The following is a 22,693-nucleotide window of genomic DNA, read 5'->3' on the forward strand; positions in this document are numbered from 1 at the left end:
TAAGCGGGCAGGAAAATCTCAGGATGAGAGCCGGGTACGGTTTGCACCCGGCTTTACCGTCAGATAGAGGTTCTGCGGTAGTTACGGTACTGCGGCAGCCAGAAGTTGGCAGAGATAGATTTAGACAACACATCTTCAGAGGTGACCACCGCCACGCCAGCCAGCTGTGCAGCCTTGCCGACGGCCATAGCAATCACTTTCGACACGCCCTGAATGTCTTTCACTTCCGGCAGCACCGGACCCACGCCGTCGTTAACCAGCGGCGAGCAGTCTGCCAGCGCACGGCTGGCCGCCATCAGCATGCTGTCCGTGATGCGCGTGGCGCCAGAAGCGATTACGCCCAGCCCGATGCCGGGGAAGATATAAGAGTTGTTGCACTGTGCGATAGGGTAGATTTTTTCCTTCCACATCACCGGTGAGAACGGGCTACCGGTAGCCACCAGCGCCGCACCATCGGTCCAGGCCATAATATCCTGCGGAGTAGCTTCAACGCGCGAGGTAGGGTTGGAGAGCGGCATCACGATAGGGCGCGCGCAGTGTTGATGCATCTCGCGGATAATCTCTTCACTGAACAGGCCAGGCTGGCCGGAGACGCCAATCAGAATATCCGGACGGGCGTTTCGCACCACATCCAGCAGCGAAATGGAGTCTGATCCGGTTTGCCAGTCAGCCAGATTTTCGCTTTTCTGCACCAGCTTGCTCTGGAAGTTAAGCAGGTTTGGCAGCTTGTCGGTCAGCAGGCCAAAGCGGTCAACCATAAAGACACGCGCGCGCGCTTCATCATCGCTCAGCCCTTCAGACTTCATCTGGGCGATAATCTGCTCAGCGATACCACAACCCGCAGAACCTGCGCCCAGGAACACCACTTTCTGCTCACTCATTTTGCTGCCAGCTGCACGGCTGGCGGCAATCAGCGTACCCAGCGTCACCGCTGCGGTGCCCTGAATATCATCATTAAAGCAGCACACTTCATCGCGATAGCGCTCAAGGATCGGCATCGCATTTTTCTGCGCAAAATCCTCAAATTGCAGCACGACGTTGGGCCAGCGGCTTTTCACGGCCAGGATAAATTCATGCACGAAGTTGTCGTACTCTTCGCCGGTAATGCGCGGATGACGCCAGCCCATGTAGAGCGGATCGTTCAGCAACTGCTGGTTATTGGTGCCCACATCCAGCACGATCGGCAGCGTATAGGCGGGACTGATACCCCCACAAGCGGTATAGAGCGAAAGTTTTCCGATTGGTATACCCATGCCGCCGATACCCTGGTCTCCCAGACCCAGAATCCGCTCACCGTCGGTGACCACGATCACCTTCACATTCTGTTTGGTGGCGTTTTGCAGCATATCTTCAATGTTGTCGCGGTTCGGATAAGAGATAAACACGCCACGGGCACGACGGTAAATTTCCGAGAAGTGCTCGCAGGCTGCGCCCACGGTTGGCGTATAAATAATGGGCATCATCTCTTCAAGATGATTATCCAGCAGCCGGTAGAACAGGGTTTCGTTGGTATCCTGGATATTGCGCAGGTAGACGTGTTTATCGTTATCGTTTTTGAAGTCCTGGAACTGACGCCAGGCGCGTTGAGCCTGCTCTTCAATTGTCTCTACCGTTTCCGGCAGCAGGCCACGCAGGTTGAATTCATTACGCTCTTCAACAGAGAAGGCGCTGCCCTTATTTAACAGGGGGAATTCCAGCAAAATAGGGCCGGCATAAGGGATATACAGCGGTCGTTTACTTTCGTATTCGAGTTCCATGTAATCAATACTCATTCGGATCGTGACGTTGTGCGCCAATCCTAAAATATTTAGTCTGAAAGTACAGCTTTTGTTAACAGGAGATAACAAAAGGAACGGTTTTTATTCAATTTTTGCGGAGAGACGCAGGCGAGGCCTGCATCATAAAGTCAGGAGCTTAAGAGGGTTTCAGACCAGAGGAATGGTCGTGACATTGGCGCAGCCCAGCGCCTGTAGCGTTGCCAGAGTCGCCTGTCGCTGAATAACTTTAGCATCCGGCGCTTCTGCCAGCACGGCGCGTTGGATCTGAAACACATCCTGGCCCGAAAGACTGAGCAAATTCAGCGCGGCCTGTAACGGCGGCAGGCTGGGGTTAAAGGCGGCGTTTTCCGCATAGCGACCGGCAAAAATGGTGCCGTCGGCGGCCTGTAACGCCACGCCGCTCCAGGCCTGCGTATAAGGGGCATGGCTACGGCTGGCAGCCTCAAGCGCGGCCTGAGCCAGCGGATCGCCTTTAATCACTAAACCGTGATCGACCTCATCCATCAGCAGCGTTTCGATAGCCAGGTCACGGGGGCCGAAAGCATCCGGCAGGTAATCTGCCAGCGTGGCAGGCTCACGTCCGGGCAGATTGATGCCAAGCGCCGTGCCGCTGTTCAGTTCATTCATAAACTGGCGGCAGTGCCCGCATGGCGTGTAATTCACGGTAATAGCTTCCAGCGCCTTCTCGCCGCGCAGCCAGGCATGGGTCACGGCGCTCTGCTCGGCATGCACGGTTTGCTGCATGGTGGCGCTAACGAACTCCATATTTGCGCCAAAATAGAGATGTCCGCTGGTGCCTCTGGCCACTGCTCCCACATTAAAATTCGACAGCGGCGCTACGGCGCAGGCCGCAGCCAGCGGCAGCAGGGCAAAGGCCAGTTGCTGGTCATCAAGCCCGGTCTGGGATTTGATATCGGCAATCTGCAGCGGCGTCAGGAAAGCCTGAAAATCGGCTGAAGAGAGAACGGGCTGCAGGGCGGTTTGCAGAGCTGAAGGCAGCGTGGCAAACGCAGCGTGAAAACGTGGGTGCATAATAGGCCTCTTTCACATAAACGGCCGCTGAGTGTAGCGGGCACCCGAAGAGTTATATGTGATTGAAATCACACAAGCAATGCAATTTATGAACGTGAATTACAAATTGCGCGATCCATCGCAAATTTCAACCCCAGAGGTGCATCAGCAGCGGAAACATAAAGGGTGCCAGCAGAGAAGTAATGATCCCGCAGATCACCAGCGCCAGCGAGCTGTAAGCGCCTTCCTGATAATCCAGTTCGGCACAGCGGGCGGTGCCCAGAGCATGAGAAGCGTTACCAATGGCTAAACCTCGTGACGGCTTGCCGCTGATTTTCAGCAGGTTGAGGATCATGTGGCCAAACACTGCGCCCAGCACGCCCGCAATCAGCACACAGATAGCACTGATAGCAGGAATGCCTCCCAGCGTGCCGGAGACAGCCATGGCAATCGGCGTGGTGACGGATTTCGGCATCAGCGTGGCGGCAATCTGCGGTGTGGCTCCCATCCAGAGCGCAATGGCTGTACCGGAGATCATCGCGGTGATACTGCCCATAAAACAGACGCCGATGATCGCTTTCCAGCGCGCGCGGATTTGATGCATCTGTTCGTAAAGGGGGATCGCCAGCGCTACCACAGAAGGCTGAAGAAGCTGATTAAGCAGGGAACTCCCCTGGAAATAGCGCGCGTAAGGCATCTGGATAAGCAGCAGCAGTGGGATAATTACCGCCATCGACACCAGCAAGGGATTGACCAGCGAGATCTTAACCTTTGCGGCCAGCATGCGAGCCGCAAAAAATACCACCACCGTCAGCGGCAGCGACCACCAGATATCACTCATCCGCAGCTCCTGGCTTTTTCAGCGGGCGGCTGTGCAATTTGTGGGAGGCCAGCCCAACGGTGATCAGCACAATAAAGGTGCTCAGGACGCAGGAGACCACAATCGGGCCAAACTGCGCGCTGAGAATATCGGTATAGCTCATAATCCCGACGCTGATTGGCACAAACAGCAGCCCCATATAGCGGATCAGCAGGGTGCTTCCGGGTTTCACCCAGTCAACAGGCAGAATTTGTAAGGCGAGTAAGCCGAACAGGATAAGCATGCCAAGTATGCTGCCAGGAATAGTCACCGGAAGCAGGGCTGCAACGCCAGTCCCGGCATAGAGGCAAAGATAAAGAATAAGGAAGGCGCGAAGATATTGTCCGCCCACGGAGAGCACGCTGCGCATGATAAGCTCCTGGTTTTAAGAACGTTAATCATACGACGAAACGAGAAAACGTGCTACGGGTCACAGAGTGCAGGCTGATGAGTTGTCCGGAGCGGCTGCTCTGGAGGCAGCGTATCGGGTCAGGAAGGAGTTTTGTAACTCTTTTCAGGCAGAAGGGAATAAGCAATTAAAAAGGGGTGAAATTATTCACCCCTTTACGTGTTTTAACTGCGCAGTGTTAAGCGGTTATTTAACCTGCATCCCCGGCTGAGCACCGCTGTCGGCACCCAGGATAAAGAGATCTTTTCCGCCAGGACCAGCTGAGAGCACCATGCCTTCCGAGACGCCAAAGCGCATCTTACGCGGCGCGAGGTTTGCCACCACGACCGTCATGCGGCCTTCCAGCACGGAAGGGTCCGGATAGGCTGCCCGGATACCGGAGAAGATCTGACGCGTTTCGTCGCCGCCCATATCCAGCACCAGACGCAGCAGCTTGTCAGATCCTTCTACCAACTCAGCAGTTTTGATCAGCGCCACGCGCATATCCACTTTAGCGAAATCATCAAAGTTGATGGTATCAGCCACGGATTCTACAGGGGCGCTGGCCGCAGGCTTGCTGGCTGCTTTAGCCGTCGTAGCGGCCGCAGGCGGGGTCGCCGCTGCCGCATCTTCTTTTGACGCTTCGATCAGGGCGTTGACCTTATCCATCTCAATGCGGCTGTAGAGCGCTTTAAAGGCCGAAATATTGTGGTCCAGCAGCGGCTGCTGAATACCCTCCCAACTCAGCTCGGCGTTCAGGAACGCTTCCGTCCGTTCAGTCAGCGAAGGCAGCACAGGTTTCAGCCAGGTCATCAGCACGCGGAACATGTTAATGCCCATTGAGCAGATAGCTTGCAGATCAGCGTCGCGGCCTTCCTGCTTCGCCACCACCCAGGGTGCCTGTTCGTCTACATAGCGGTTCGCCACGTCGGCCAGCGCCATGATTTCACGTATAGCGCGGCTGAACTCGCGGCTGCTCCAGGCTTCGCCAATGCTTGCTGCCGCATCGGTAAAGGTTTTATACAGAGCCGGGTCGGCCAGTTCCGCAGAGAGCTTGCCATCAAAACGCTTGTTGATAAAACCGGCGTTACGAGAGGCAAGGTTCACCACTTTATTCACGATATCGGCGTTCACGCGCTGGACGAAATCTTCCAGATTAAGGTCGATGTCATCAATGCGTGAAGAGAGCTTGGCCGCGTAGTAGTAGCGCAGGCTGTCCGCATCCAGATGCTGCAACCAGGTGCTGGCTTTAATGAAGGTGCCGCGAGACTTGGACATCTTGGCGCCGTTCACCGTGACATAGCCATGCACAAACAGGTTGGTTGGCTTACGGAAGTTGCTGCCTTCCAGCATCGCTGGCCAGAACAGGCTGTGGAAATAGACGATGTCTTTGCCGATAAAGTGGTAGAGATCGGCATCTGAATCTTTCTGCCAGAAAGCATCGAAATCGATATCGCCGCGCTTGTCACACAGGTTCTTGAACGATCCCATGTAGCCAATAGGCGCATCCAGCCAGACGTAGAAATATTTGCCCGGCGCACCAGGAATTTCAAAGCCGAAGTAGGGCGCATCGCGGGAGATATCCCACTGCTGCAGGCCAGATTCGAACCACTCCTGCATTTTATTCGCTACCTGCTCCTGAAGCGCGCCGGAGCGGGTCCAGGCCTTCAGCATTTCGCTGAACTCCGGCAGATCGAAGAAGAAGTGCTCAGAGTCACGCATCTCCGGCGTTGCGCCAGAAACCACCGACTGCGGATTGATCAGCTCAGTCGGGCTGTAGGTCGCGCCGCAGACTTCGCAGTTATCGCCATACTGATCGGGTGATTTGCATTTCGGGCAGGTGCCTTTTACAAAACGGTCCGGCAGGAACATCCCCTTTTCCGGATCGTACAGCTGTGAAATGGTGCGGTTCTTAATGAAACCGTTCTCTTTAAGACGGGTATAGATAAGCTCAGACAGCTCACGGTTCTCATCGCTGTGCGTGGAGTGATAGTTGTCGTAGCTGATATCAAAGCCGGCAAAATCGGTCTGATGTTCCTGACTCATCTCGGCAATCATCTGCTCGGGAGCAATACCCAACTGCTGAGCCTTCAGCATAATTGGCGTACCGTGTGCATCGTCCGCACAGATGAAGTAAACCTGATTGCCGCGCATTCGCTGGTAACGGACCCAAATATCTGCCTGAATATGCTCGAGCATGTGGCCGAGATGAATGGAACCGTTGGCGTACGGCAGAGCGCACGTTACCAATATTTTTTTCGCGACTTGAGTCATAGGAAAACTTGCCATACCTGTTTTAAAAGGGGGCATAGATGGTAACCGAGTGTTGTGGCTGCGTAAACATTCCCGCTATTGCGCTGGCGTTTTTTAACTTCTGTCGCCTATACCACCAGCCACATCTGGTATGCTTGTTGATAAGAACCATCACAAAAACAAGGAGCCGGGATGAGCTTACACTCCCAGGGTCACCATTCACCGGAAGCGCTGCGGGCGATGGTGATGGGCGTTCTGACCACTTTTGAACATCCGACGTTGCAGCATAATCTGACCACGCTGAAGGCGATGCATCACTGCGCGCTGATGGATAATACCCTGCACATTGACCTGGTCATGCCGTTTGCCTGGCACAGCGGGTTTGAAGCGCTGAAGGAAGCGGCCAGCGCGGAACTGCTGCGCCTGACGGAAGCGACCGCTATCAGCTGGCGGCTGAGTCACGACATCGCCACGCTGAAGAGGGTGAAAAATCATCCCGGTGCCAGCGGCGTGAAGAACATCATCGCCGTCAGCTCCGGCAAAGGCGGGGTCGGTAAGTCCAGCACGGCGGTGAATATGGCACTGGCGCTGGCAGCAGAGGGGGCAAAAGTGGGGCTGCTGGACGCCGATATTTACGGCCCCTCAATTCCGGACATGCTGGGAACCCGCGATGAGCGTCCTACCTCGCCCGATGGCACGCATATGGCTCCCATTATGTCGCATGGCCTGGCAACCAACTCCATCGGCTATCTGGTTACCGAGGATAACGCCATGGTCTGGCGAGGGCCGATGGCCAGCAAGGCGCTGATGCAGCTGTTGAATGAAACCCTGTGGCCCGATCTCGACTACCTGGTGCTGGATATGCCGCCGGGTACGGGGGATATCCAGCTGACGCTGGCGCAAAACGTGCCGGTCACCGGCGCTATTGTGGTCACCACACCGCAGGATATTGCGCTGGCTGATGCGCGCAAAGGTATCGTGATGTTTGAGAAAGTTAATGTGCCGGTGCTGGGCGTGGTGGAAAACATGAGCATGCATATCTGCAGCAACTGTGGGCACCACGAAGCCATTTTTGGCAGCGGCGGCGCGGAGAAGCTGGCGGAACAGTATCATACCCGTCTGCTAAGCCAGCTTCCGCTGCATATCACGCTGCGTGAAGATTTGGATGATGGTCAGCCTACGGTGGTGCGCCGTCCGGAGAGCGAGTTTACCGCCATCTACCGCCAGCTGGCGGGCGCTGTTGCGGCACAACTCTACTGGCAGGGCGAAGTGATCCCGGACGATATCGCCTTCCGCGCGGTGTAATCTCCTTATTACGGTAGTTTTGCCAGATCCCGACAGAGAAATTCAGGGGCGGAAGTGGGTGACTGCCCCTGATATCTTTGGCAAACGAAAGCTATTCCCTGCGCCAGAACTGCTGGCTGAATTTGCGGAGCGGTCAGCATCCAGCCTTAGCTTACAGCACGTAGTGCATCAGCCAGTATTCGCCGTGCTCGCTCTCGCCATCCGAAACCACTTCCCAGCCATGATGCTGATAAAAGGCAACCGCCAGCGTGTTGGCCTTCATACATTTCAATGCGCCGGTGGAGGTAAAGTCGTTTTGCACGGCTTGCAAAAGCAGTCGCCCCACGCCCTTACCTTGCCAGTCCGGATCAACAAACAGGCTGTGCAGAAAGTTGTCGTTAGGCAGCACGGCAGCGAAACCGGTACGGTGCCCGTTATCTTCAGCCACCAGAATGCGCTCACCCAGGGTCGCACGGTCAAAATCTTCCAGTCGCCATTCGCTTTCATCCAGCCAGTGCCAGTTCGCCTTGCGTGACGCAAGAAAGAGCGTGCGCAGGAAAGGGCGGTCGGCTTCGGTAAAAGGACGTATCTTCATCTGCTCACCACACTGGCTTTACGTGGCGCTCACCATCCAGGCCGGTGCCACGATAGTCATAGTCAATTTTCCCCGCTTCAAAAAGCTGATCCAGCAGCTTGAAGTTATCTGGCGGCGTAACGTTGCAGCGGTGATTCAGGGTGGTATCGAGGATTGAGAAACCGCGATCCCCACGGGCAATCTGTTTCAGGTATTGCAGCATCTTCAGAGCTTCCACGCTGATGCCGTACTGTTCATTAAGCGGTCTGGTCATAATCCTACGCGTTGCGATCTTTACTGTGACAGGAATGGGCTAAGAGTAACGTATTGTCGGGCTTTCGCCAAAGGTGAGGCTTTAGGGCAACGGTGGAGAGGAGAAACGATAAGCAATTTTTCTCTCCTTTCATTTTTCGCCAGGAAAAAATAAGCACACGAAGCGTGTATGTACTTATTTTTAACTTTATTAATAGATGAGTGCAGAATTAAATATTATTGACGTTGGTGGTAAGGTAACAATTACCAGTAATAAATGTTACTACTGTTTTAATTAACTTCCCATATTCTCTTGCCGCAAAAGATAATAATCTTCTGATAAATCACGCCAGGAGGTTAATTTGTAGACTCTGCAATTATTCGTCGCTATAGTGCTGTTTCCACATGGATTGAAAGGGATTGTAAGGTGGATACAGTAGAGGAACTAAATGGAACATACTTCTATGCGGGGCGATTAAATCTCACTGCCTCAGAACTTTTTTTCATGATTTTCTGCGAAACAACTGTGGATTACTTTGGCATTGATGATCTCCTGGCGGTGGCCGCGCTTTATAGCGGAGTTAACAACCAGAAGACCAGAACAAAACCTGAAGGCGCAAAAGAAGGGACTTCGCGGATCTCTAAAGCCATGCGGAAATACTTTAAAACAGCAAAGTTTCCCTATGGTATTCGGCTACCTACATGGATCGGCGGTTATACGCCATGGACAGTAGAGCGCAGAATGGTAACCAAAATAAGTACGTTCATTGGGCGCACCATACCTCTTACAGGTGAAATCATTTTGATTGCCGACGTTTCACAAATCGCTTATAGCTCAATACGCGATTACAACCGTATAGCGCGAGGCAACGATAAATTATGGTAAGTGACACTGAAACACGCGTTTTTGCGCTGGTAAGGCGCTACAACGGCGTTTATTTGTTCAACAACGAAAAAAAACAAAGGTTGTTAACGTCAGAGACTGATTTAGACACTGATATGCAATTAGATGTCAGTGAGGCTGAAGATCTGATGGAGGAATTTTTTAAAGAATTTCAGGTTGATCGGGGCAATTTTAAGATCGAAACGTATTACCCGGATGAACCTTTTTCCTGGAACCCTTTTAAGAAATTCCCTCCGATCCTCGTTCCTGATTTCACTATCGGTATGCTGATCGAATCAGCAAAAGCGGGGAAATGGTTGTACGATTAATAATAAGCAAGGAGCTTAATAAATGGCTGTGCCAGTACACTTATTTTTGACCGATGACGGCGGCGCGATTATTCGTGGTTCTTCTGATGTTGCAAATCGTGAGGGAAGCATTGAGTTACGAAGTTTGCACCACAGTTTAACCCTCCCTACAGATCCAATGACCGGGAAAATCACCGGCACTCGTCAGCATTCACCATTTCAGTTTACCAAGGAGCTGGATAGCGCCTCTCCTTATCTCTTTAAAGCTGCCGCAACGGGCCAGATGCTCAAGTCTGCTGAATTCCGTTTCTACCATATCAATTACGCGGGGCAAGAGGTGGAGTATTACCGGATTACGCTGGAGAGTGTGAAAGTGATCGCTGTCAGCCCTGTGATGCACGATACGCGAGGCTGTCCGGGAACGGGCCATATGGAAGAGTTGGCGCTGAACTACGAGAAAATCACCCATTTGTACAAAGATGGCAATCTGTTAGCGCATGATGCCTGGAACGAGCGCCCAACGGTTTAATGGAAGCCATAAAGATAATGTGAAAGAACCTGAAGATAGCGATATATCTTGTGCGGGCAAGCTTGCATCAGTAGATCACTTCTCCTAAGCTGGCAGACAGCAGAAAAATGTTAAATGACTCGGGGTGCCCTTCCTTGCAAAGTAGGGCTGAGAAAAACCCGTCGAACCTGAACTGGATAATGCCAGCGGAGGGAAGTCAGATGCCTGACCGCATCGCCTTCTTGATCGCCGGTTGGGAGCTTTATTATGATCCAACCTCACACCTTCACGGCGGTAGACGCCGTTGCCTCTCTCGATCTTTTCCGCGAAAAATCGTACCTGATCCACTGCCTCACCAACGATGTGGTGCAAACCTTTACTGCCAATGTGCTGCTGGCGCTGGGCGCATCACCGGCGATGGTGATCGATCCACAAGAAGCAGAACAGTTCAGCGCTATTGCAGATGCGGTACTGATTAATGTGGGAACGTTGACCCACTCCCGAAGCCACGCCATGCTGGCGGCAGTGAAAGCGGCAGGCCAGGCGCAGCGCCCCTGGACGCTGGACCCGGTAGCCGTCGGTGCGCTGACGTTTCGTAGCGACTTTTGCCAGCAACTGCTGGAGTACCGGCCTGCGGCCATTCGCGGCAACGCCTCTGAAATCATGGCTCTGGCAAGGCAGGCGGTGACAGGGCGCGGGGTCGACAGCCTTCATCACTCCTCCGCAGCGCTGGAAGCGGCTTCGCTGCTCGCTTTGTCAACGGGCGCAATCGTCGCGGTGACCGGCGAAACGGATTATGTCACCGATGGCACACGCGTAATGGCGATCCCCGGCGGTTCAGCACTGATGACGCGAGTGGTGGGAACTGGCTGCGCCCTTTCAGCCGTGGTGGCTGGCTTCACGGCGCTGCCTGGCGACAGGTTGGTGCATGTTGCCAGTGCCTGCCGGGTGATGAGCCTGGCGGGAGAGCGGGCAGCGAGTGCCGCCCGCGGCCCAGGCAATTTTGTCCCACTGTTCCTCGACCAGCTCTACAGTCTGGAGGTGCAGGCATGAAGCGCATCAACGCCTTAACAATAGCAGGCACCGATCCAAGCGGCGGCGCAGGCATTCAGGCCGACCTGAAAACTTTTTCGGCGCTTGGCGTCTACGGTACCAGCGTGATCACCGCGCTGGTGGCGCAGAACACGCAGGGCGTGCAGTCGCTCTACCGCATCGAGCCAGATTTTGTCGCTGCCCAGCTCGCCTCGGTGCTGAGCGATGTCCGCATCGACAGCGTGAAAATCGGTATGCTGGCGGAATGCGATATCGTTGAGGCGGTGGCCGCAGGCCTGAAGTCAGCTGCCGTGCCCTGGATTGTGCTGGATACGGTGATGCTGGCAAAAAGTGGCGATCCTCTGCTCTCTTCTCAGGCGGTGAATACGCTCCGGGAGATCCTGCTGCCTCAGGTTTCACTGATCACGCCCAATCTGCCCGAAGCCGCGGCCCTGCTGGAGTGTGACCCGGCGCAAACGGAAGAGGAGATGCGGCAGCAGGGCAGGGCCTTACTGGCGCTGGGCTGCAAAGCCGTGCTGATGAAAGGGGGCCATCTCAGCGATAAGGAGAGCCCGGACTGGCTTTTCACGTGTCAGCAAGAGCTGCGTTTTACTGCGCCCCGCGTAGCCACTAAAAATACCCACGGCACAGGCTGTACTTTGTCGGCCGCGCTGGCGGCGCTTATACCACAACATCGTAACTGGGCGACCACGGTGCAGGAGGCGAAAAGCTGGTTACAGGGCGCGTTGGAGCAGGCCGACTCGCTGGAGGTGGGCAAAGGCATTGGCCCGGTACACCATTTTCACCGCTGGTGGTAGCGGGTTCAGCTCAGGATCGGGGTCTGACGCTCAGTGGAACGAAAACTCACGTTAAGCAATATCGTCCTCCTCTGATGCGGCTTTTAATGGTCTCAGATGCCTGTCTGCCACCTGTTCTGACCGGCGTAACAAAGCGCATTCCGTCTGCAGAGGCTACTTCGCTGCCGCCCAGACCTGAGTCAGTGGCAGTGTTGCCTGAAAATCAACAAGTCTGGCATACGTACTGGCGATAGTTTCAGCCCGCAGGTAGTTTGCTTTTGTCCAGTTCAGTCGGTGTCGGGTCAGGGCAGGAACATTTGACCGAATCAGGGGTTCCAGGCCGATATTGCAGGCCTCGGTCATCAGCATGGCGCTGATGCTGACGGGCAGATCGTCAACTTTGGCGCTGGCTTCGCTGGCGTGGAAAAACTCATCAGCAGATCCAGTATGGGCGTTGATTTCGAACAACAACTCCGTCAAATCCACAGGAGGGAGCAGGTCACTGACCATTTTGCTCAGTCGTTTCAGACTGTCCGGCATATCAAGACTGGCGAGAGGAGATATTGTCAGCCTGGGCTTCAGGCCAGACACATCAAGCTCAACGGCTTCATTTTCGCCAGGGCGCGCCGCAACCTGCCTGTAACCGGTATCCAGCTGATGACCCAGCGATTTTATCGCTTTATGCGGGTTTGTCGGATGTCCCAGTGAACGATAGACCTTAATCCGGTTTGTCTGCCAGACATCACCCTGTAGCAATCTTGCCCGCGGATCTCCCCACCGGTTACTACCGGTAACGTAGACATCCCGCCGTCTCAGGCTGTCCTGGAGTTTACTGAGAAAGCAGAGTGTGTATCCTCTGCGGGTGATATGTTTTTCCTTATTAATCACCAGCCGTTTCCATGACCGGCTGATGATTTCCGTTGGTGCGTCGACAAAAAACTGCCGCCGTGAGCTAAATTCCCGGTTGAGGTAGTTGCAGGCATCCAGAGTGGTAACCCCGGCAGGAGCGGCTGAAAATTTAACCGTATTCAGCAGATGCGGCAGAAAACGACGAACACGGCCGTACTGCTCAACCATTTCATCGTGAAAGTTATCGTCCGATGGCCGGGCAATTCCACGGACAAGTGTGATGATGTCGGCCAGTTTTTGCCTGGGGATCTGGCTGAACACCCCGGCACCAATCGATTCGTCCGGTGTTTCTTCTTTCAGCAGGTGCGAACACGCCCTGGCGAGCGCCAGTGCTGACTTATCCAGATCCTTCAGCGATCGGAGCCGTTTTTTCTGCCCTATCTTTCTGGCGTCACGACTGATGACAGCCAGCATGGCGTCCACAACGTCCAGTGCATCATCCAGCGCAGCGTTTCCCACGCAAGGACAAAGGCAACCAGTACCGCCTAATGCTGGTCACTTAAGGTGACCAGCATTGTTTTTAAACGGATATTTTGTCCCTTTCTTTCTTACTTCTCTGGCATATTTCCTCTCCCGCCTATGTATTTAAGGTTTATATTAAGTCTCTTTATAGTGAAAATATTTTTAGATAAATGACATTTTTTAACTTCTTAAAATGATGTAGATCAAGGAAGGCTATTATGTATATCTTTTGTATAAGCACTTAAACGTCTCGTTTAATTTTTATATGGTTTTGAGAGGCTAACATATCAGCAACATAATAAACCTCGGGTTATTGTGTTGGCGCATTTCTATAAATGCATATCTATCCATCAGGTGGTTAATTTCAGCCACTCTGCGTGTATTGCAAAGAGACAGGTTTGATGAATATCAGAAAAAACATTCTGCCAGTGGCACTGGCTGGCCTTATGGTGTCCGGATCAGCATTAGCAACTCCTGCTGATGGTCCATCACCGATTAATCCTAATCCGGGAGCAGCGGCCGGAACGCAGGGTGCAGGTGGTGAAGTGAAATTTTCCGGTGAAATCACCGATGTTTCCTGTGATGTTTCTACTGCCAGTAAAAACCAGAGCGTTGATTTAGGTAAGTGGGCAAAATCGTATTTTGAAAACCGCAACGAAACTACGGAAACGCCATTCACTATTTCTGTGAAGGACTGTCCTTCATCAGTTAAAACCGTGGCTGTGCTGTTTGATGGCGATAAAGATAGCGGTGACAACACCCTGCTGAAAGTCACCAGCGGTGGCGCGACCGGCGTGGGAATTAAACTTTATGAAGCTGACCGCAGCACGCCGATTGCTATCGGATCCGTCTCCAAAGCGGTCAACGTAGTGGCGGCTACCGAGGGCGGTTCTGCCGACTTAAATTTCTTTGCCGATTATAAAAGCGATGGTACTCCGATTGCTGTCGGTGCTGCCAACGCAGTCTCTAACTTTGTGATGGTTTATAACTAATTAATAGCAGGGGAAACCCTGCTTTCCCTCCGAAATATCAATGGCGCAAATCACTATGTTTAAGGTAATAAGACTTATTTCGCTCTTCTCTGCGTGCATGCTGAGCATAGCTGCCCATGCGGGTGTTGTGATGGGAGGGACGCGTATTATTTTTGTGGAAGGCAAAAAGGAGGCAACGCTTTCAGTCACCAATCAGGAAAAAAATACGCCGTATCTGATTGAATCCTGGATAGAGAACTTTGATCAAAATAATCATTCCCGGGTGCCATTTATTGTTACGCCACCGTTATTCCGGCTCGATGCGGAAAAAGAGAATCTGTTAAGAATTAATTATCTGGGGACGCCCCTGCCGAAAGATCGTGAATCAGTATTCTGGCTGAATGTGAAATCTATTTCACCGATGCCGCGCGAAAAAAGTAACCAGCTACAGGTCAATATTAAATCGAAATTTAAGCTTTTTTATCGTCCAAAAGGCCTGGCGGGTAATCAAGCTGATGCCTGGCAGCAACTCTCATTCCGCCATGAAGGAAATCAGCTGATTGCGCATAACCCAACGCCGTGCTTTGTCTCATTTTATTCGCTCAGCGTTAATCATCACGCGATCCAAGCTCCTGGCATGATTGGCCCTGGTGAAGATCGTCACTGGAGCGTCGCTGATTCCGGCGCAGTGAGCTGGTCTGCGATCAATGACTATGGCGGCATCACAGAAGAACGTACGCGCTAATTGTTGTTTGTAATTTATTTTGTTTTGAATCCGGAGCCATCAACAGTGAAAGTCAATCAGCACGCTCAGAGAGGAAAGAGAAGGTATGCAAAGCCGCTTTATGCCTCTCCCTGGCTGGCTGGAGTGCCGGGTTTAATGCTGATTTTGTTCTGCCCGCTGCGTGGTGCCCGCGCGGATGACTATTTTGACCCAGCGGCTCTGGAATTTGCATCCGATCACTATAACGCCACCGATCTCCACTATTTTGCTCGTGAGGGAGGACAGCAACCCGGCACTTATCATGTCACGCTGTTGCTTAACAACAGAGTTATTGATAGTCGCGATGTCAGCTTCGTGCAGGGCAGAGCCGGGCTGGTTCCGCAACTGACGACGGCAGAACTGGCCGCGATGGGCGTGAACGTTAATGGTTTTTCCTCGTTCAACCATCTGAAGAAAGATGAGGCCATCGAAGAGTTAGGCGATTTCATACCCGATGCATCGACCCACTTTGATTTCGCGCACCAGCAGCTAAACCTTTCGATTCCACAGATCGCGCTGATGGCTAAAGGTCGCGATTATGTCGATCCTGCGCGCTGGGATGAGGGTGTATCGGCTGCCTTTGTGAACTATAGCCTTTCTGGCAGCAGCAGCCGTAATCAGAGTGACCGCTGGAACTCGACGCTACTCAGCCTGCGCAGTGGGGCCAATCTTGGCGCATGGCGGCTGCGTAACACTTCCACATGGCGCTACGATCTGGTCAGTCACTGGCAGTCTCAAACCACCTATCTGGAACGGGATCTCAAGGCTCTGAAGAGCCAGTTTAGAGTGGGTGATACTTATACCTCCGGCGACGTTTTTGACAGCGTGCAGTTTCGCGGTATGCAGATCATGTCTGATGACACCATGCTTCCGGAAAGTCAGCGCGGCTTTGCCCCGGTGATCCACGGCATCGCCCACAGCAATGCGCGGGTAACGGTGAGCCAGCACGGCTATGTGATTTATGAAACCATGGTCGCGCCGGGTGCATTCGAAATCAAAGATCTCTATCCCACGGCCCAGAGCGGTGACCTCGACATCACTGTCCATGAAAGTGATGGTTCAGTGCGCACCTTCACTCAGCCTTACTCTGCTGTCCCTTTTATGCTGCGTCAGGGCCATCTGAAATACAGCGTCAGTGCGGGTCGTTATCATTACTCAGGCAGCAACGATCTGCGTACGCCTGAATTTGTGCAATCCACCCTGTTTTACGGCCTGCCGCATGACTTTACCGCCTTTGGTGGCCTACAGGTTGCGCAAAATTATCACGCTATGGCGGCGGGCTTGGGTAAAAGTCTGGGCGATTTTGGTTCGCTGGGAACCGATGTGACTCTGGCAAAAACCCGTATGCCGGAAGGACAAAGCCGGAGTGGTCAGTCGGTGCGCGCGCAGTACCAGAAAAATTTCGCCTCCACCAATACCACTTTCAGCATGGCAAGCTATCGCTACTCTTCCAGCGGTTTTTACGCCTTCAGCGAAGCCAATGCTATGACCAGGCCGGCAAGCTATGTGGCAAACAAGCGTAGTCGTTCAGAAATTTCGGTTTCTCAGGGTATCGGTGATTATGGCAGCCTCAGTGCCTCTGCGTATATGCAGCGCTACTGGCGCTCAAACAGTGAAGATCGCACATTGCATCTTGGTTTCTACAGCAATTTCAGGGCCGTTTCATGGGGGATTGCCTGGTTTTACACTGACTCAAGCAGTGCCCGTAAAGCTGACCGTGCGGTCTCTTTCAATGTCTCAATTCCCTTCAGCGCACTGCTGCCAGACAGCTCCGTCAGCTACAGTATGAATGCCGCTAATGATGGCGATGTGTCTCAGCAGGTCAGCCTGTCGGGCAGCACGTTGCAGGACAATAACCTGCATTACAACCTGCAACAGGGCCATGACAGTCAGGGACAGAACGTGAACAGCAACGGCTCGCTGGACTATCGCGGCAGTCGCGGCAGCGTCAGTGTCGGGGTCAGTCATGATCGGCACAGCAGACAGTTTAACTATGGCCTGTCGGGCGGGATTGTCGCGCATGAACACGGCATTACGTTGAGCCAGCCGCTGGGCGACACCTTCGCGATTGTCCGGGTGCCGGATACGGCAGATGTTGGCATCCAGAGCAGCAGTAATGTGGTCACCGATAGCCGCGGTTATGCGATTGTGCCTTCACTCTCGCCCTACCATGAAAATGCTATCGAACTGGCAACGGATACGCTGCCCGACAACGTTGATGTCGAACTGGATGGACAAACGGCTATCCCGACGCGCGGAGCTATTGTGATGGCCGACTACGCCACCCACGTGGGTAACCGGGTGCTGTTCACCCTTACTTATCACAATGGCTTTCCGCCTTTCGGTGCGACTGGCCAGATCGCGCTTGCCGCAGAGGGTAAAGGCAGCAGCACTCGCGGCATCGTGGCCGAAAAAGGGGAACTTTATCTGAGCGGTGTCTCGGATCAGGGCGACATTGTGGTGAACTGGCAGGAAGAGGGGGTGCAGAAAAGCTGTCGCGCACCGTTCCGCCTGCCTGCCGCCACCGGCACTAATCCGGTCAGACTGGTCTCTGCGGTTTGCCAGTAATCCACAGGAATTTAAGATGAAATCAGTTCAGCGTTTTATGAAATGGGCCATGCTGATTATTCCGGCGCTCTGTTGTTTGCAGGCGCTGGGTCAGGAGTCCTGTCAGGGAGTCAGCCAGGTGGTGGTGCAGGTGCATAACGTAAACTATGTGCCGGGCGCAGCCGATGGCACGCCCATCTCGGCGCAGATGCCTCTGCAAAGCAGTAATGCCTTTACCTGTAATAAAAACAGCGGTGAGCAGGGCTATAACTACAAGGATCTGGGGTTTGAGATTAACGCTGAAGAGTCCGGCTTACAGACTAATATTGCGGGCGGTCACAATACGCCAATATATCGTGTACCAGGGGTAGACAGCATCGGATTCGCTATCGGCTTCAGGGAGCCATCCTACTGCGGCGACGCCTTCTTTGATACCACCGGCAAGGGCAAAACCAGCTCGATTTGTAGTACCCAGACCAGCCCACTTTTGAATTCTGCCCACGACATTACACTTCAGTCCTATGTGGTTTTCTATAAAATTTCCGATCAGCAATCGCCGCTTAATCCTGGCAATCAACCGGCCAGTATCGGTGAGGTTAACATTGGCAATGCCAGTTTAAAAGTGGGTGACAGCGCAGCCAGCAGCCAGCCGATTAATGATAAGCCGCAGATCTTCCTCTCCAGCTTTACCGTGCAATATGGCAGCTGTGCCGTTGTCACCTCCCAGTCCGCGATTAATGTGGACATGGGGAAAGTAAGTAAGGCGGAGTTCAGCGGTATCGGCAGCCGGGCGGGAAGCGAAAAAAGCTTTCAGATTCAGGTGATGTGTGAACACAGCGCAGCGGTTAAAGTGGGCTTCTTCGGTATGGCTACCACGGGTGACAAGGATGCCATCAGCCTGACGCCGCAGAGCAGTTCTGCTTCAGGTGTTGGCATCGCCCTGACCTATGGGCCTGGCCTGCAGGTGCCTGAAGGTCAGCGGGTACCGCTGAATGTCCCGCCCGAACAACTGCCGGTGCTGACGACGATCTCTTCGCCGAATCAGGCGAAGTCGATGGCGTTTAACGCGCAATATATTCAGACCGACGGGCAGGTTATGGCGGGCAAAGCGGACAGCACAGTGACCTTTAACCTGGTCTATAACTAGGATCAGTGCGTGCATCAACGGGGCGAGCCGTATGATGCCCACTGAATGCGCCACACATTTTCCACTTTGCCCGCTAACAAAATGACTATCTGGCTCATCTCCTGCAGCAATCGTTAAAATCTGGCACACCCGACCCGCTGTTTTCTCCAATCTCTGTTAAAAATGAACCTCTGCGCCACTTTGCAGGATGCATGTTCGGGAGAAACTATGTTGTGGATTTTGACACTCAGCCGGAAACAGGCACGTCTGAATTCAGCTATATGGAAGTGATGGTGTTGCTGATCGAAGCTTACGAAGAACAGCACTACCCGATTTCTCCGCCTGATCCGGTTGAGGCTATCAAATTCCGTATGGAACAGATTGGACTTACTGCGAAGGATTTAGATCCGGCGAGCGGTCGTGTGAACCGGGTCTATGAAGTCCTTAATGGCAAGCCCAGCCTTACATTACCCATGATCAGGTAGTTGCACAGCTTGTTTGGTATCCCTGCTGAAAGCTTGGTCAATGTCTCATAAGGCTTGCCTTTAATTATCCTAAAAGTATGAATTAACATAATCATAGAAAAAATTAGCGCAGCCACTGATACCTTCAACTGCCCGGAAATAATGCGTTTACTGGCTACAGTGTATGTCCGACACAAAGGAGTAAAAGATAGAGCGTGAAGTGATACTGCAGGTGCTCAAGGCCCATCCGGACAACTTCATCCGGGCCTTTCACCGCGGACGTCCGGGCTGTTCCGGGTACAGTGGGCGGAAGGTTCTGATAAGGCACTACGGTGGCCTCTTTCCCGACGAGATTGTGCTGAAGCCCGTGATGTTTCTGGAGGTTCAGGGTGACCTGTGCGTGACTGAGCTATGGGGAATGACAGTCTGGGAGGATGCACGTGGCGGCTCAGCAGAGTGGTAATCTGTAAAGCAGGATATCCAGCAGCTGCTATCTAAACGTCTGATAAGGCTTTCAAAAGGGTCACGCTGCTCAGTCACATAGCGGGCGAACTTTCCCGCTATGTGATTATTTTGTTACAAAGTATCGGTCGGTGAAAAGCGCCTGTTTCAGGCTGAACAGGATAAAATGGGATTTTTGACATTCACGAGCCTGAAGCAGAGATGAAGTGGTTATCGAAAAATGCGATCCTGTTCGCCGTTAAAACCTGCATTGCCGCGTTTTTTGCCTTATATATCGCCCTGGAACTGAATCTTGATAAACCGGCCTGGGCCATGGTCTCGGTTTATGTTATTTCCCAGCTCTATTCTGCTTCAACCCTGTCAAAAGCGCTGTTCCGCTTTCTGGGCACGGTGCTGGGCGGCATCTTTATTTTTCTAATCTATCCTGTCACCGTCACCCATCCCGTGCTTTTCAGTCTCAGCGTCTCCTTGTGGGTCGCCTGCTGCCTCTGGCTCTCTCTTCATGACCGTACGCCCAAAAGCTACGTTTTTATGCTGGCAGGTTACAGCGCGGCGATAATGGGCTTTGCTGACGTCACTACGCCGCTCTCCATTACCTATACCGTGATTTCCCGTATTGAAGAGATAACCGTAGCGATTATCTGTAGCAGCCTGATGCATATGTTGGTGTTTCCGGTACGGATGCGTAATCTGCTGGAGAACAGCGTCAGTAACTGGTTTGAAAGCGCGAAAAGCGTCTGTAATGAGCTGCTGACCGTCGGGTCCAAATCTGGCTCGCCGGAGCGCGACCAGATTCTGGTACAGATGGCTAATTACCCCCTCGCCGTTGAAGCCTTGATCACCCACTGCGTCTATGAAGGCGACTCAGCCAGAAAACTGATCCGGCTGGTGGGGGCACAGTATCAGCATCTCTCTTACCTGATCCCTACGCTGACGGCGATCGAAAAGCGGCTGAGCCTGCTGGCAGAACAGGGTATTCAGTTCCCTGAGTTTATTGCCGAAACCTTCAGCCACTTTCTGGTCTGGCTGAACAGCCCTGAACAGAGTGGGCAGGCGGTGGCCATTGAGCAAGAGATTGCCGGGGCACAGGATAAAATCAAATCTCTTTACGGCAGCGGTGAGATGAACGCAGAAGAGAGCCTGCTGCTGACCGGGCTGCTGGAGCGGTTGCTCAATTTTATCCGCATTTCTGATTCCTATTTCAATGCTAAAGAGCGCGTCAGCCAGCTGGGCCGGCAAAAGCAGCGCGGCAGCCAGAAACTGATCAGAAAGCATGCGGATAAGGGGCTTATCCTGCTCTCCGCATTTACCGCTTTCGCGGCGACCCTGCTTGGCTGTCTGTTCTGGATTGGTACGGGCTGGAAGGATGGCGCATCAACACCGATGATTGCCGCCGTGGTCTGCTCGTTTTTCGCCTCGCTCGACAGTCCGGTTGCTCCGATGAAAGTCTTCCTTAAAGGTGTGCTGATCGCTATCGTCATCAGTATTCTGTACGTGGGACTGCTGATCCCGATGACCGTGAGCTTTGAGTCGCTGATTATCTGCCTGGCGCCCGGCTTACTGGCGCTGGGACTGGTGATTGCCAATCCCTCCACCAATTTTATCGGGCTGATCATTTCCACCCAGATCCCCGGTTTTATCGGCATGACCCACCACCTCAAGCCTGACCTGCTGTCGATTATTAACGCATCAATCTCCACCATAGTGGGGATTTTGCTGGCGGTGATAGTCACGGCGATTATTCGTAACAAAAGACCCGCCTGGACCGCGAGAAGGGTGTTAAGAAAAGGCGTAAAAGAGCTGCTGCAGTTTACCAGTGAGATTAAAATGAATGCTTCTTCTCTGCTGGCGCGCCAGCACTTCGTCGCCAGCCAGATTGATAAGATCAACATTATCTTGCCGCGTAATAAAATTGACCCGACGCCAGGGTTAGCGCTGGGCGGCAACCTGATCACGGAAATCTGGCTGGGGGTGAACTGCTATGATTTTTATGCCCGCCATCAGGAAGTTATCAAAGAGCACCGGCTGGATACCGATGGGGTGATGTTTGAAATCAATCAGTATCTGAAACTGCGACTGAAGAACAGTCGGCTGGAGCCGCCAGCATCGTTACTGGCGGAGCTGAATAAACTTCTCCTCAGGACTGAGGAGCTGTGTCGTGCCGATATGGCGCTGTTCAGACCGCTGTTTTATCTGTTTAACATTCGTATGGCGCTCTATCCCATCCAGAGATGGCCAGCGTTATAGCGGTTTCTCAAACCACTCGCTGTTCTGTTCAGCGATAGGCGTGATGGAGAAGATCATCTCCTGCAGATGGCGGCGAAGGGCTTGTTCTGCGCCATCCACATCTCTGGCAACCAGCGCGTGATAAATCTCGTAGTGCTGTTCAATCAGGCTTTCTGGCGGGGAGACTTTGCTCAGCGTCAGGAAGCGCACGCGATCCATGGCCGCTTTAATATTTTCGACGGTTTCCCAGGCCAGCTCACAATGGATGCTTTGCGCTATCAGGCGATGAAACTCATCATCCAGCAGCAAAAAGGCCTGGCTGTCATGCCTGTCCGCGGCCATCTTCTGCAACTTAAGATTGTGTTCAAGTTGAGAGTGGAATTCGGCTGTTGCTTCCAGCGCGGCGCGGCGGATAACAGAGACTTCTACCGCTTCGCGGATAAAACGGCCATCGGCCACACGCTTCGCGGAAATTTTGCGCACAAAGGTGCCGCGTTGCGGTAAAACCTGCACCAGTCCCGCTTCCGCAAGCTTGATAAACGCCTCCCGCACCGGCTGGCGGGAAACGCTGAATCGGGTAGAGACTTCTTTTTCAGACAGCAGTGAGCCTGGCGGGATCGCACATGTCACAATGTCCTGGCGCAAAAACCGATAGATTTGCTGATTTACCGGTTCGCTGGCGGTAATAATGTAAGCTATAGACATTCAAATATATCCCTATAGATCCCTTCAGGCACAAGGCATAAACAACCACTATTCCTGCCACTTAAGGGGTAAACCAGGGGCGGATGCCCTTATCTGAAAGTCTAAGTCTAAACAGGGCGCTGACTGTTCGC

The 22,693-nt window shown here is 53.1% G+C and carries 19 protein-coding genes, 2 pseudogenes and 1 riboswitch; of the genes and pseudogenes, 12 read left to right on the forward strand and 9 right to left on the reverse strand.

Going from position 1 to position 22,693, the window contains the following annotated elements; translation table 11 throughout:
* Positions 1–59: 59 nt before the first annotated feature.
* From SD961_RS13870 to metG, 5 genes are all read right to left on the reverse strand, one after another.
* Positions 60–1,757, reverse strand: a complete 1,698-nt coding sequence (locus tag SD961_RS13870; RefSeq protein ID WP_318790928.1) for an NAD-dependent malic enzyme — start codon at positions 1,755–1,757, stop codon at positions 60–62.
* A gap of 168 nt (positions 1,758–1,925) precedes the next feature.
* Positions 1,926–2,810: a cytidine deaminase gene (gene cdd, locus SD961_RS13875; protein ID WP_318790929.1), complete on the reverse strand. Its 885-nt coding sequence runs from the start codon at positions 2,808–2,810 to the stop codon at positions 1,926–1,928.
* Between the two features lie 127 nt (positions 2,811–2,937).
* On the reverse strand, positions 2,938–3,630 hold the full coding sequence (locus SD961_RS13880; protein WP_318790930.1) for a CidB/LrgB family autolysis modulator: 693 nt from the start codon (positions 3,628–3,630) through the stop codon (positions 2,938–2,940).
* A complete protein-coding gene (locus tag SD961_RS13885) occupies positions 3,623–4,018 on the reverse strand; it encodes a CidA/LrgA family protein (RefSeq protein WP_318790931.1) in 396 nt (131 codons plus the stop codon). The genes SD961_RS13880 and SD961_RS13885 overlap by 8 nt, the downstream gene beginning before the upstream one ends.
* A gap of 225 nt (positions 4,019–4,243) precedes the next feature.
* A complete protein-coding gene (metG, locus tag SD961_RS13890) occupies positions 4,244–6,310 on the reverse strand; it encodes a methionine--tRNA ligase (RefSeq protein WP_318790932.1) in 2,067 nt (688 codons plus the stop codon).
* Positions 6,311–6,481: 171 nt separating this feature from the next.
* Here metG and apbC point away from each other — a divergent pair, with 171 nt between their 5' ends.
* Entirely contained in the window at positions 6,482–7,594 is a 1,113-nt protein-coding gene (apbC, locus tag SD961_RS13895; protein ID WP_318790933.1) for an iron-sulfur cluster carrier protein ApbC, read from the forward strand.
* A 151-nt stretch (positions 7,595–7,745) separates the two neighbouring features.
* On the opposite strand, the gene SD961_RS13900 is transcribed toward apbC, so the two are convergent.
* A complete protein-coding gene (locus tag SD961_RS13900) occupies positions 7,746–8,168 on the reverse strand; it encodes a GNAT family N-acetyltransferase (RefSeq protein ID WP_318790934.1) in 423 nt (140 codons plus the stop codon).
* A 4-nt stretch (positions 8,169–8,172) separates the two neighbouring features.
* On the reverse strand, positions 8,173–8,421 hold the full coding sequence (locus SD961_RS13905) for a hypothetical protein (RefSeq protein ID WP_318790935.1): 249 nt from the start codon (positions 8,419–8,421) through the stop codon (positions 8,173–8,175).
* Positions 8,422–8,826: 405 nt separating this feature from the next.
* Between SD961_RS13905 and SD961_RS13910 the strand changes: the two genes are divergently transcribed.
* From SD961_RS13910 to thiD, 5 genes are all read left to right on the forward strand, one after another.
* Entirely contained in the window at positions 8,827–9,285 is a 459-nt protein-coding gene (locus tag SD961_RS13910) for an STM2901 family protein (RefSeq protein WP_318790936.1), read from the forward strand.
* Positions 9,279–9,611, forward strand: coding sequence for a DUF1493 family protein (locus SD961_RS13915; protein WP_318790937.1), 333 nt, complete (start codon positions 9,279–9,281; stop codon positions 9,609–9,611). The genes SD961_RS13910 and SD961_RS13915 overlap by 7 nt, the downstream gene beginning before the upstream one ends.
* A 22-nt stretch (positions 9,612–9,633) precedes the next feature.
* Positions 9,634–10,119 (forward strand): Hcp family type VI secretion system effector, encoded by a 486-nt coding sequence (locus SD961_RS13920; RefSeq protein WP_318790938.1) that lies wholly within the window; start codon positions 9,634–9,636, stop codon positions 10,117–10,119.
* Between the two features lie 110 nt (positions 10,120–10,229).
* Positions 10,230–10,330: riboswitch (TPP riboswitch) on the forward strand.
* Between the two features lie 35 nt (positions 10,331–10,365).
* Positions 10,366–11,151 carry a hydroxyethylthiazole kinase gene (gene thiM / locus SD961_RS13925; RefSeq protein ID WP_318790939.1) on the forward strand — a complete coding sequence of 262 codons (786 nt, stop codon included), beginning with the start codon at positions 10,366–10,368 and terminating at the stop codon, positions 11,149–11,151.
* Positions 11,148–11,948 carry a bifunctional hydroxymethylpyrimidine kinase/phosphomethylpyrimidine kinase gene (thiD, locus tag SD961_RS13930; protein WP_318790940.1) on the forward strand — a complete coding sequence of 267 codons (801 nt, stop codon included), beginning with the start codon at positions 11,148–11,150 and terminating at the stop codon, positions 11,946–11,948. Before thiM ends, thiD begins: the two co-directional genes overlap by 4 nt.
* A gap of 112 nt (positions 11,949–12,060) precedes the next feature.
* Here the strand turns inward: thiD and SD961_RS13935 are convergent.
* Positions 12,061–13,321 (reverse strand): annotated as a pseudogene (locus SD961_RS13935) (Tn3 family transposase); the annotation flags it as partial.
* Positions 13,322–13,699: 378 nt separating this feature from the next.
* Here SD961_RS13935 and SD961_RS13940 point away from each other — a divergent pair.
* From SD961_RS13940 to SD961_RS13965, 6 genes and pseudogenes are all read left to right on the forward strand, one after another.
* On the forward strand, positions 13,700–14,290 hold the full coding sequence (locus tag SD961_RS13940) for a fimbrial protein (protein ID WP_318790941.1): 591 nt from the start codon (positions 13,700–13,702) through the stop codon (positions 14,288–14,290).
* A gap of 55 nt (positions 14,291–14,345) precedes the next feature.
* The gene (locus tag SD961_RS13945; protein ID WP_318790942.1) at positions 14,346–15,014 is read left to right on the forward strand and encodes a molecular chaperone; all 669 of its coding nucleotides are present in this window, start codon (positions 14,346–14,348) and stop codon (positions 15,012–15,014) included.
* A gap of 135 nt (positions 15,015–15,149) precedes the next feature.
* Positions 15,150–17,600 carry a fimbria/pilus outer membrane usher protein gene (locus SD961_RS13950; RefSeq protein WP_318790944.1) on the forward strand — a complete coding sequence of 817 codons (2,451 nt, stop codon included), beginning with the start codon at positions 15,150–15,152 and terminating at the stop codon, positions 17,598–17,600.
* Between the two features lie 16 nt (positions 17,601–17,616).
* The gene (locus SD961_RS13955) at positions 17,617–18,726 is read left to right on the forward strand and encodes a fimbrial protein (RefSeq protein WP_318790945.1); all 1,110 of its coding nucleotides are present in this window, start codon (positions 17,617–17,619) and stop codon (positions 18,724–18,726) included.
* Between the two features lie 218 nt (positions 18,727–18,944).
* A pseudogene (locus SD961_RS13960) lies at positions 18,945–19,190 on the forward strand (helix-turn-helix domain-containing protein); the annotation flags it as partial.
* Between the two features lie 642 nt (positions 19,191–19,832).
* Positions 19,833–21,878 (forward strand): FUSC family protein, encoded by a 2,046-nt coding sequence (locus SD961_RS13965; RefSeq protein ID WP_318790946.1) that lies wholly within the window; start codon positions 19,833–19,835, stop codon positions 21,876–21,878.
* Here SD961_RS13965 and SD961_RS13970 read toward each other — a convergent pair.
* Positions 21,873–22,562: a GntR family transcriptional regulator gene (locus tag SD961_RS13970; RefSeq protein WP_318790947.1), complete on the reverse strand. Its 690-nt coding sequence runs from the start codon at positions 22,560–22,562 to the stop codon at positions 21,873–21,875. The two genes, SD961_RS13965 and SD961_RS13970, sit on opposite strands and share 6 nt — an antisense overlap.
* Positions 22,563–22,693 lie beyond the last annotated feature (131 nt).

Source organism: Erwinia sp. MMLR14_017, from assembly GCF_033657285.1.
Classification (GTDB): Bacteria; Pseudomonadota; Gammaproteobacteria; order Enterobacterales; family Enterobacteriaceae; genus Erwinia.

Coding starts and splice junctions, on each gene's coding strand:
- SD961_RS13870 (WP_318790928.1), bottom strand. CDS start 1,757: ATGGAACTCGAATACGAAAGTAAACGACCGCTGTATATCCCTTATGCC.
- cdd (WP_318790929.1), bottom strand. CDS start 2,810: ATGCACCCACGTTTTCACGCTGCGTTTGCCACGCTGCCTTCAGCTCTG.
- SD961_RS13880 (WP_318790930.1), bottom strand. CDS start 3,630: ATGAGTGATATCTGGTGGTCGCTGCCGCTGACGGTGGTGGTATTTTTT.
- SD961_RS13885 (WP_318790931.1), bottom strand. CDS start 4,018: ATGCGCAGCGTGCTCTCCGTGGGCGGACAATATCTTCGCGCCTTCCTT.
- metG (WP_318790932.1), bottom strand. CDS start 6,310: ATGACTCAAGTCGCGAAAAAAATATTGGTAACGTGCGCTCTGCCGTAC.
- apbC (WP_318790933.1), top strand. CDS start 6,482: ATGAGCTTACACTCCCAGGGTCACCATTCACCGGAAGCGCTGCGGGCG.
- SD961_RS13900 (WP_318790934.1), bottom strand. CDS start 8,168: ATGAAGATACGTCCTTTTACCGAAGCCGACCGCCCTTTCCTGCGCACG.
- SD961_RS13905 (WP_318790935.1), bottom strand. CDS start 8,421: ATGACCAGACCGCTTAATGAACAGTACGGCATCAGCGTGGAAGCTCTG.
- SD961_RS13915 (WP_318790937.1), top strand. CDS start 9,279: ATGGTAAGTGACACTGAAACACGCGTTTTTGCGCTGGTAAGGCGCTAC.
- SD961_RS13920 (WP_318790938.1), top strand. CDS start 9,634: ATGGCTGTGCCAGTACACTTATTTTTGACCGATGACGGCGGCGCGATT.
- thiM (WP_318790939.1), top strand. CDS start 10,366: ATGATCCAACCTCACACCTTCACGGCGGTAGACGCCGTTGCCTCTCTC.
- thiD (WP_318790940.1), top strand. CDS start 11,148: ATGAAGCGCATCAACGCCTTAACAATAGCAGGCACCGATCCAAGCGGC.
- SD961_RS13940 (WP_318790941.1), top strand. CDS start 13,700: ATGAATATCAGAAAAAACATTCTGCCAGTGGCACTGGCTGGCCTTATG.
- SD961_RS13945 (WP_318790942.1), top strand. CDS start 14,346: ATGTTTAAGGTAATAAGACTTATTTCGCTCTTCTCTGCGTGCATGCTG.
- SD961_RS13950 (WP_318790944.1), top strand. CDS start 15,150: ATGCTGATTTTGTTCTGCCCGCTGCGTGGTGCCCGCGCGGATGACTAT.
- SD961_RS13955 (WP_318790945.1), top strand. CDS start 17,617: ATGAAATCAGTTCAGCGTTTTATGAAATGGGCCATGCTGATTATTCCG.
- SD961_RS13965 (WP_318790946.1), top strand. CDS start 19,833: ATGAAGTGGTTATCGAAAAATGCGATCCTGTTCGCCGTTAAAACCTGC.
- SD961_RS13970 (WP_318790947.1), bottom strand. CDS start 22,562: ATGTCTATAGCTTACATTATTACCGCCAGCGAACCGGTAAATCAGCAA.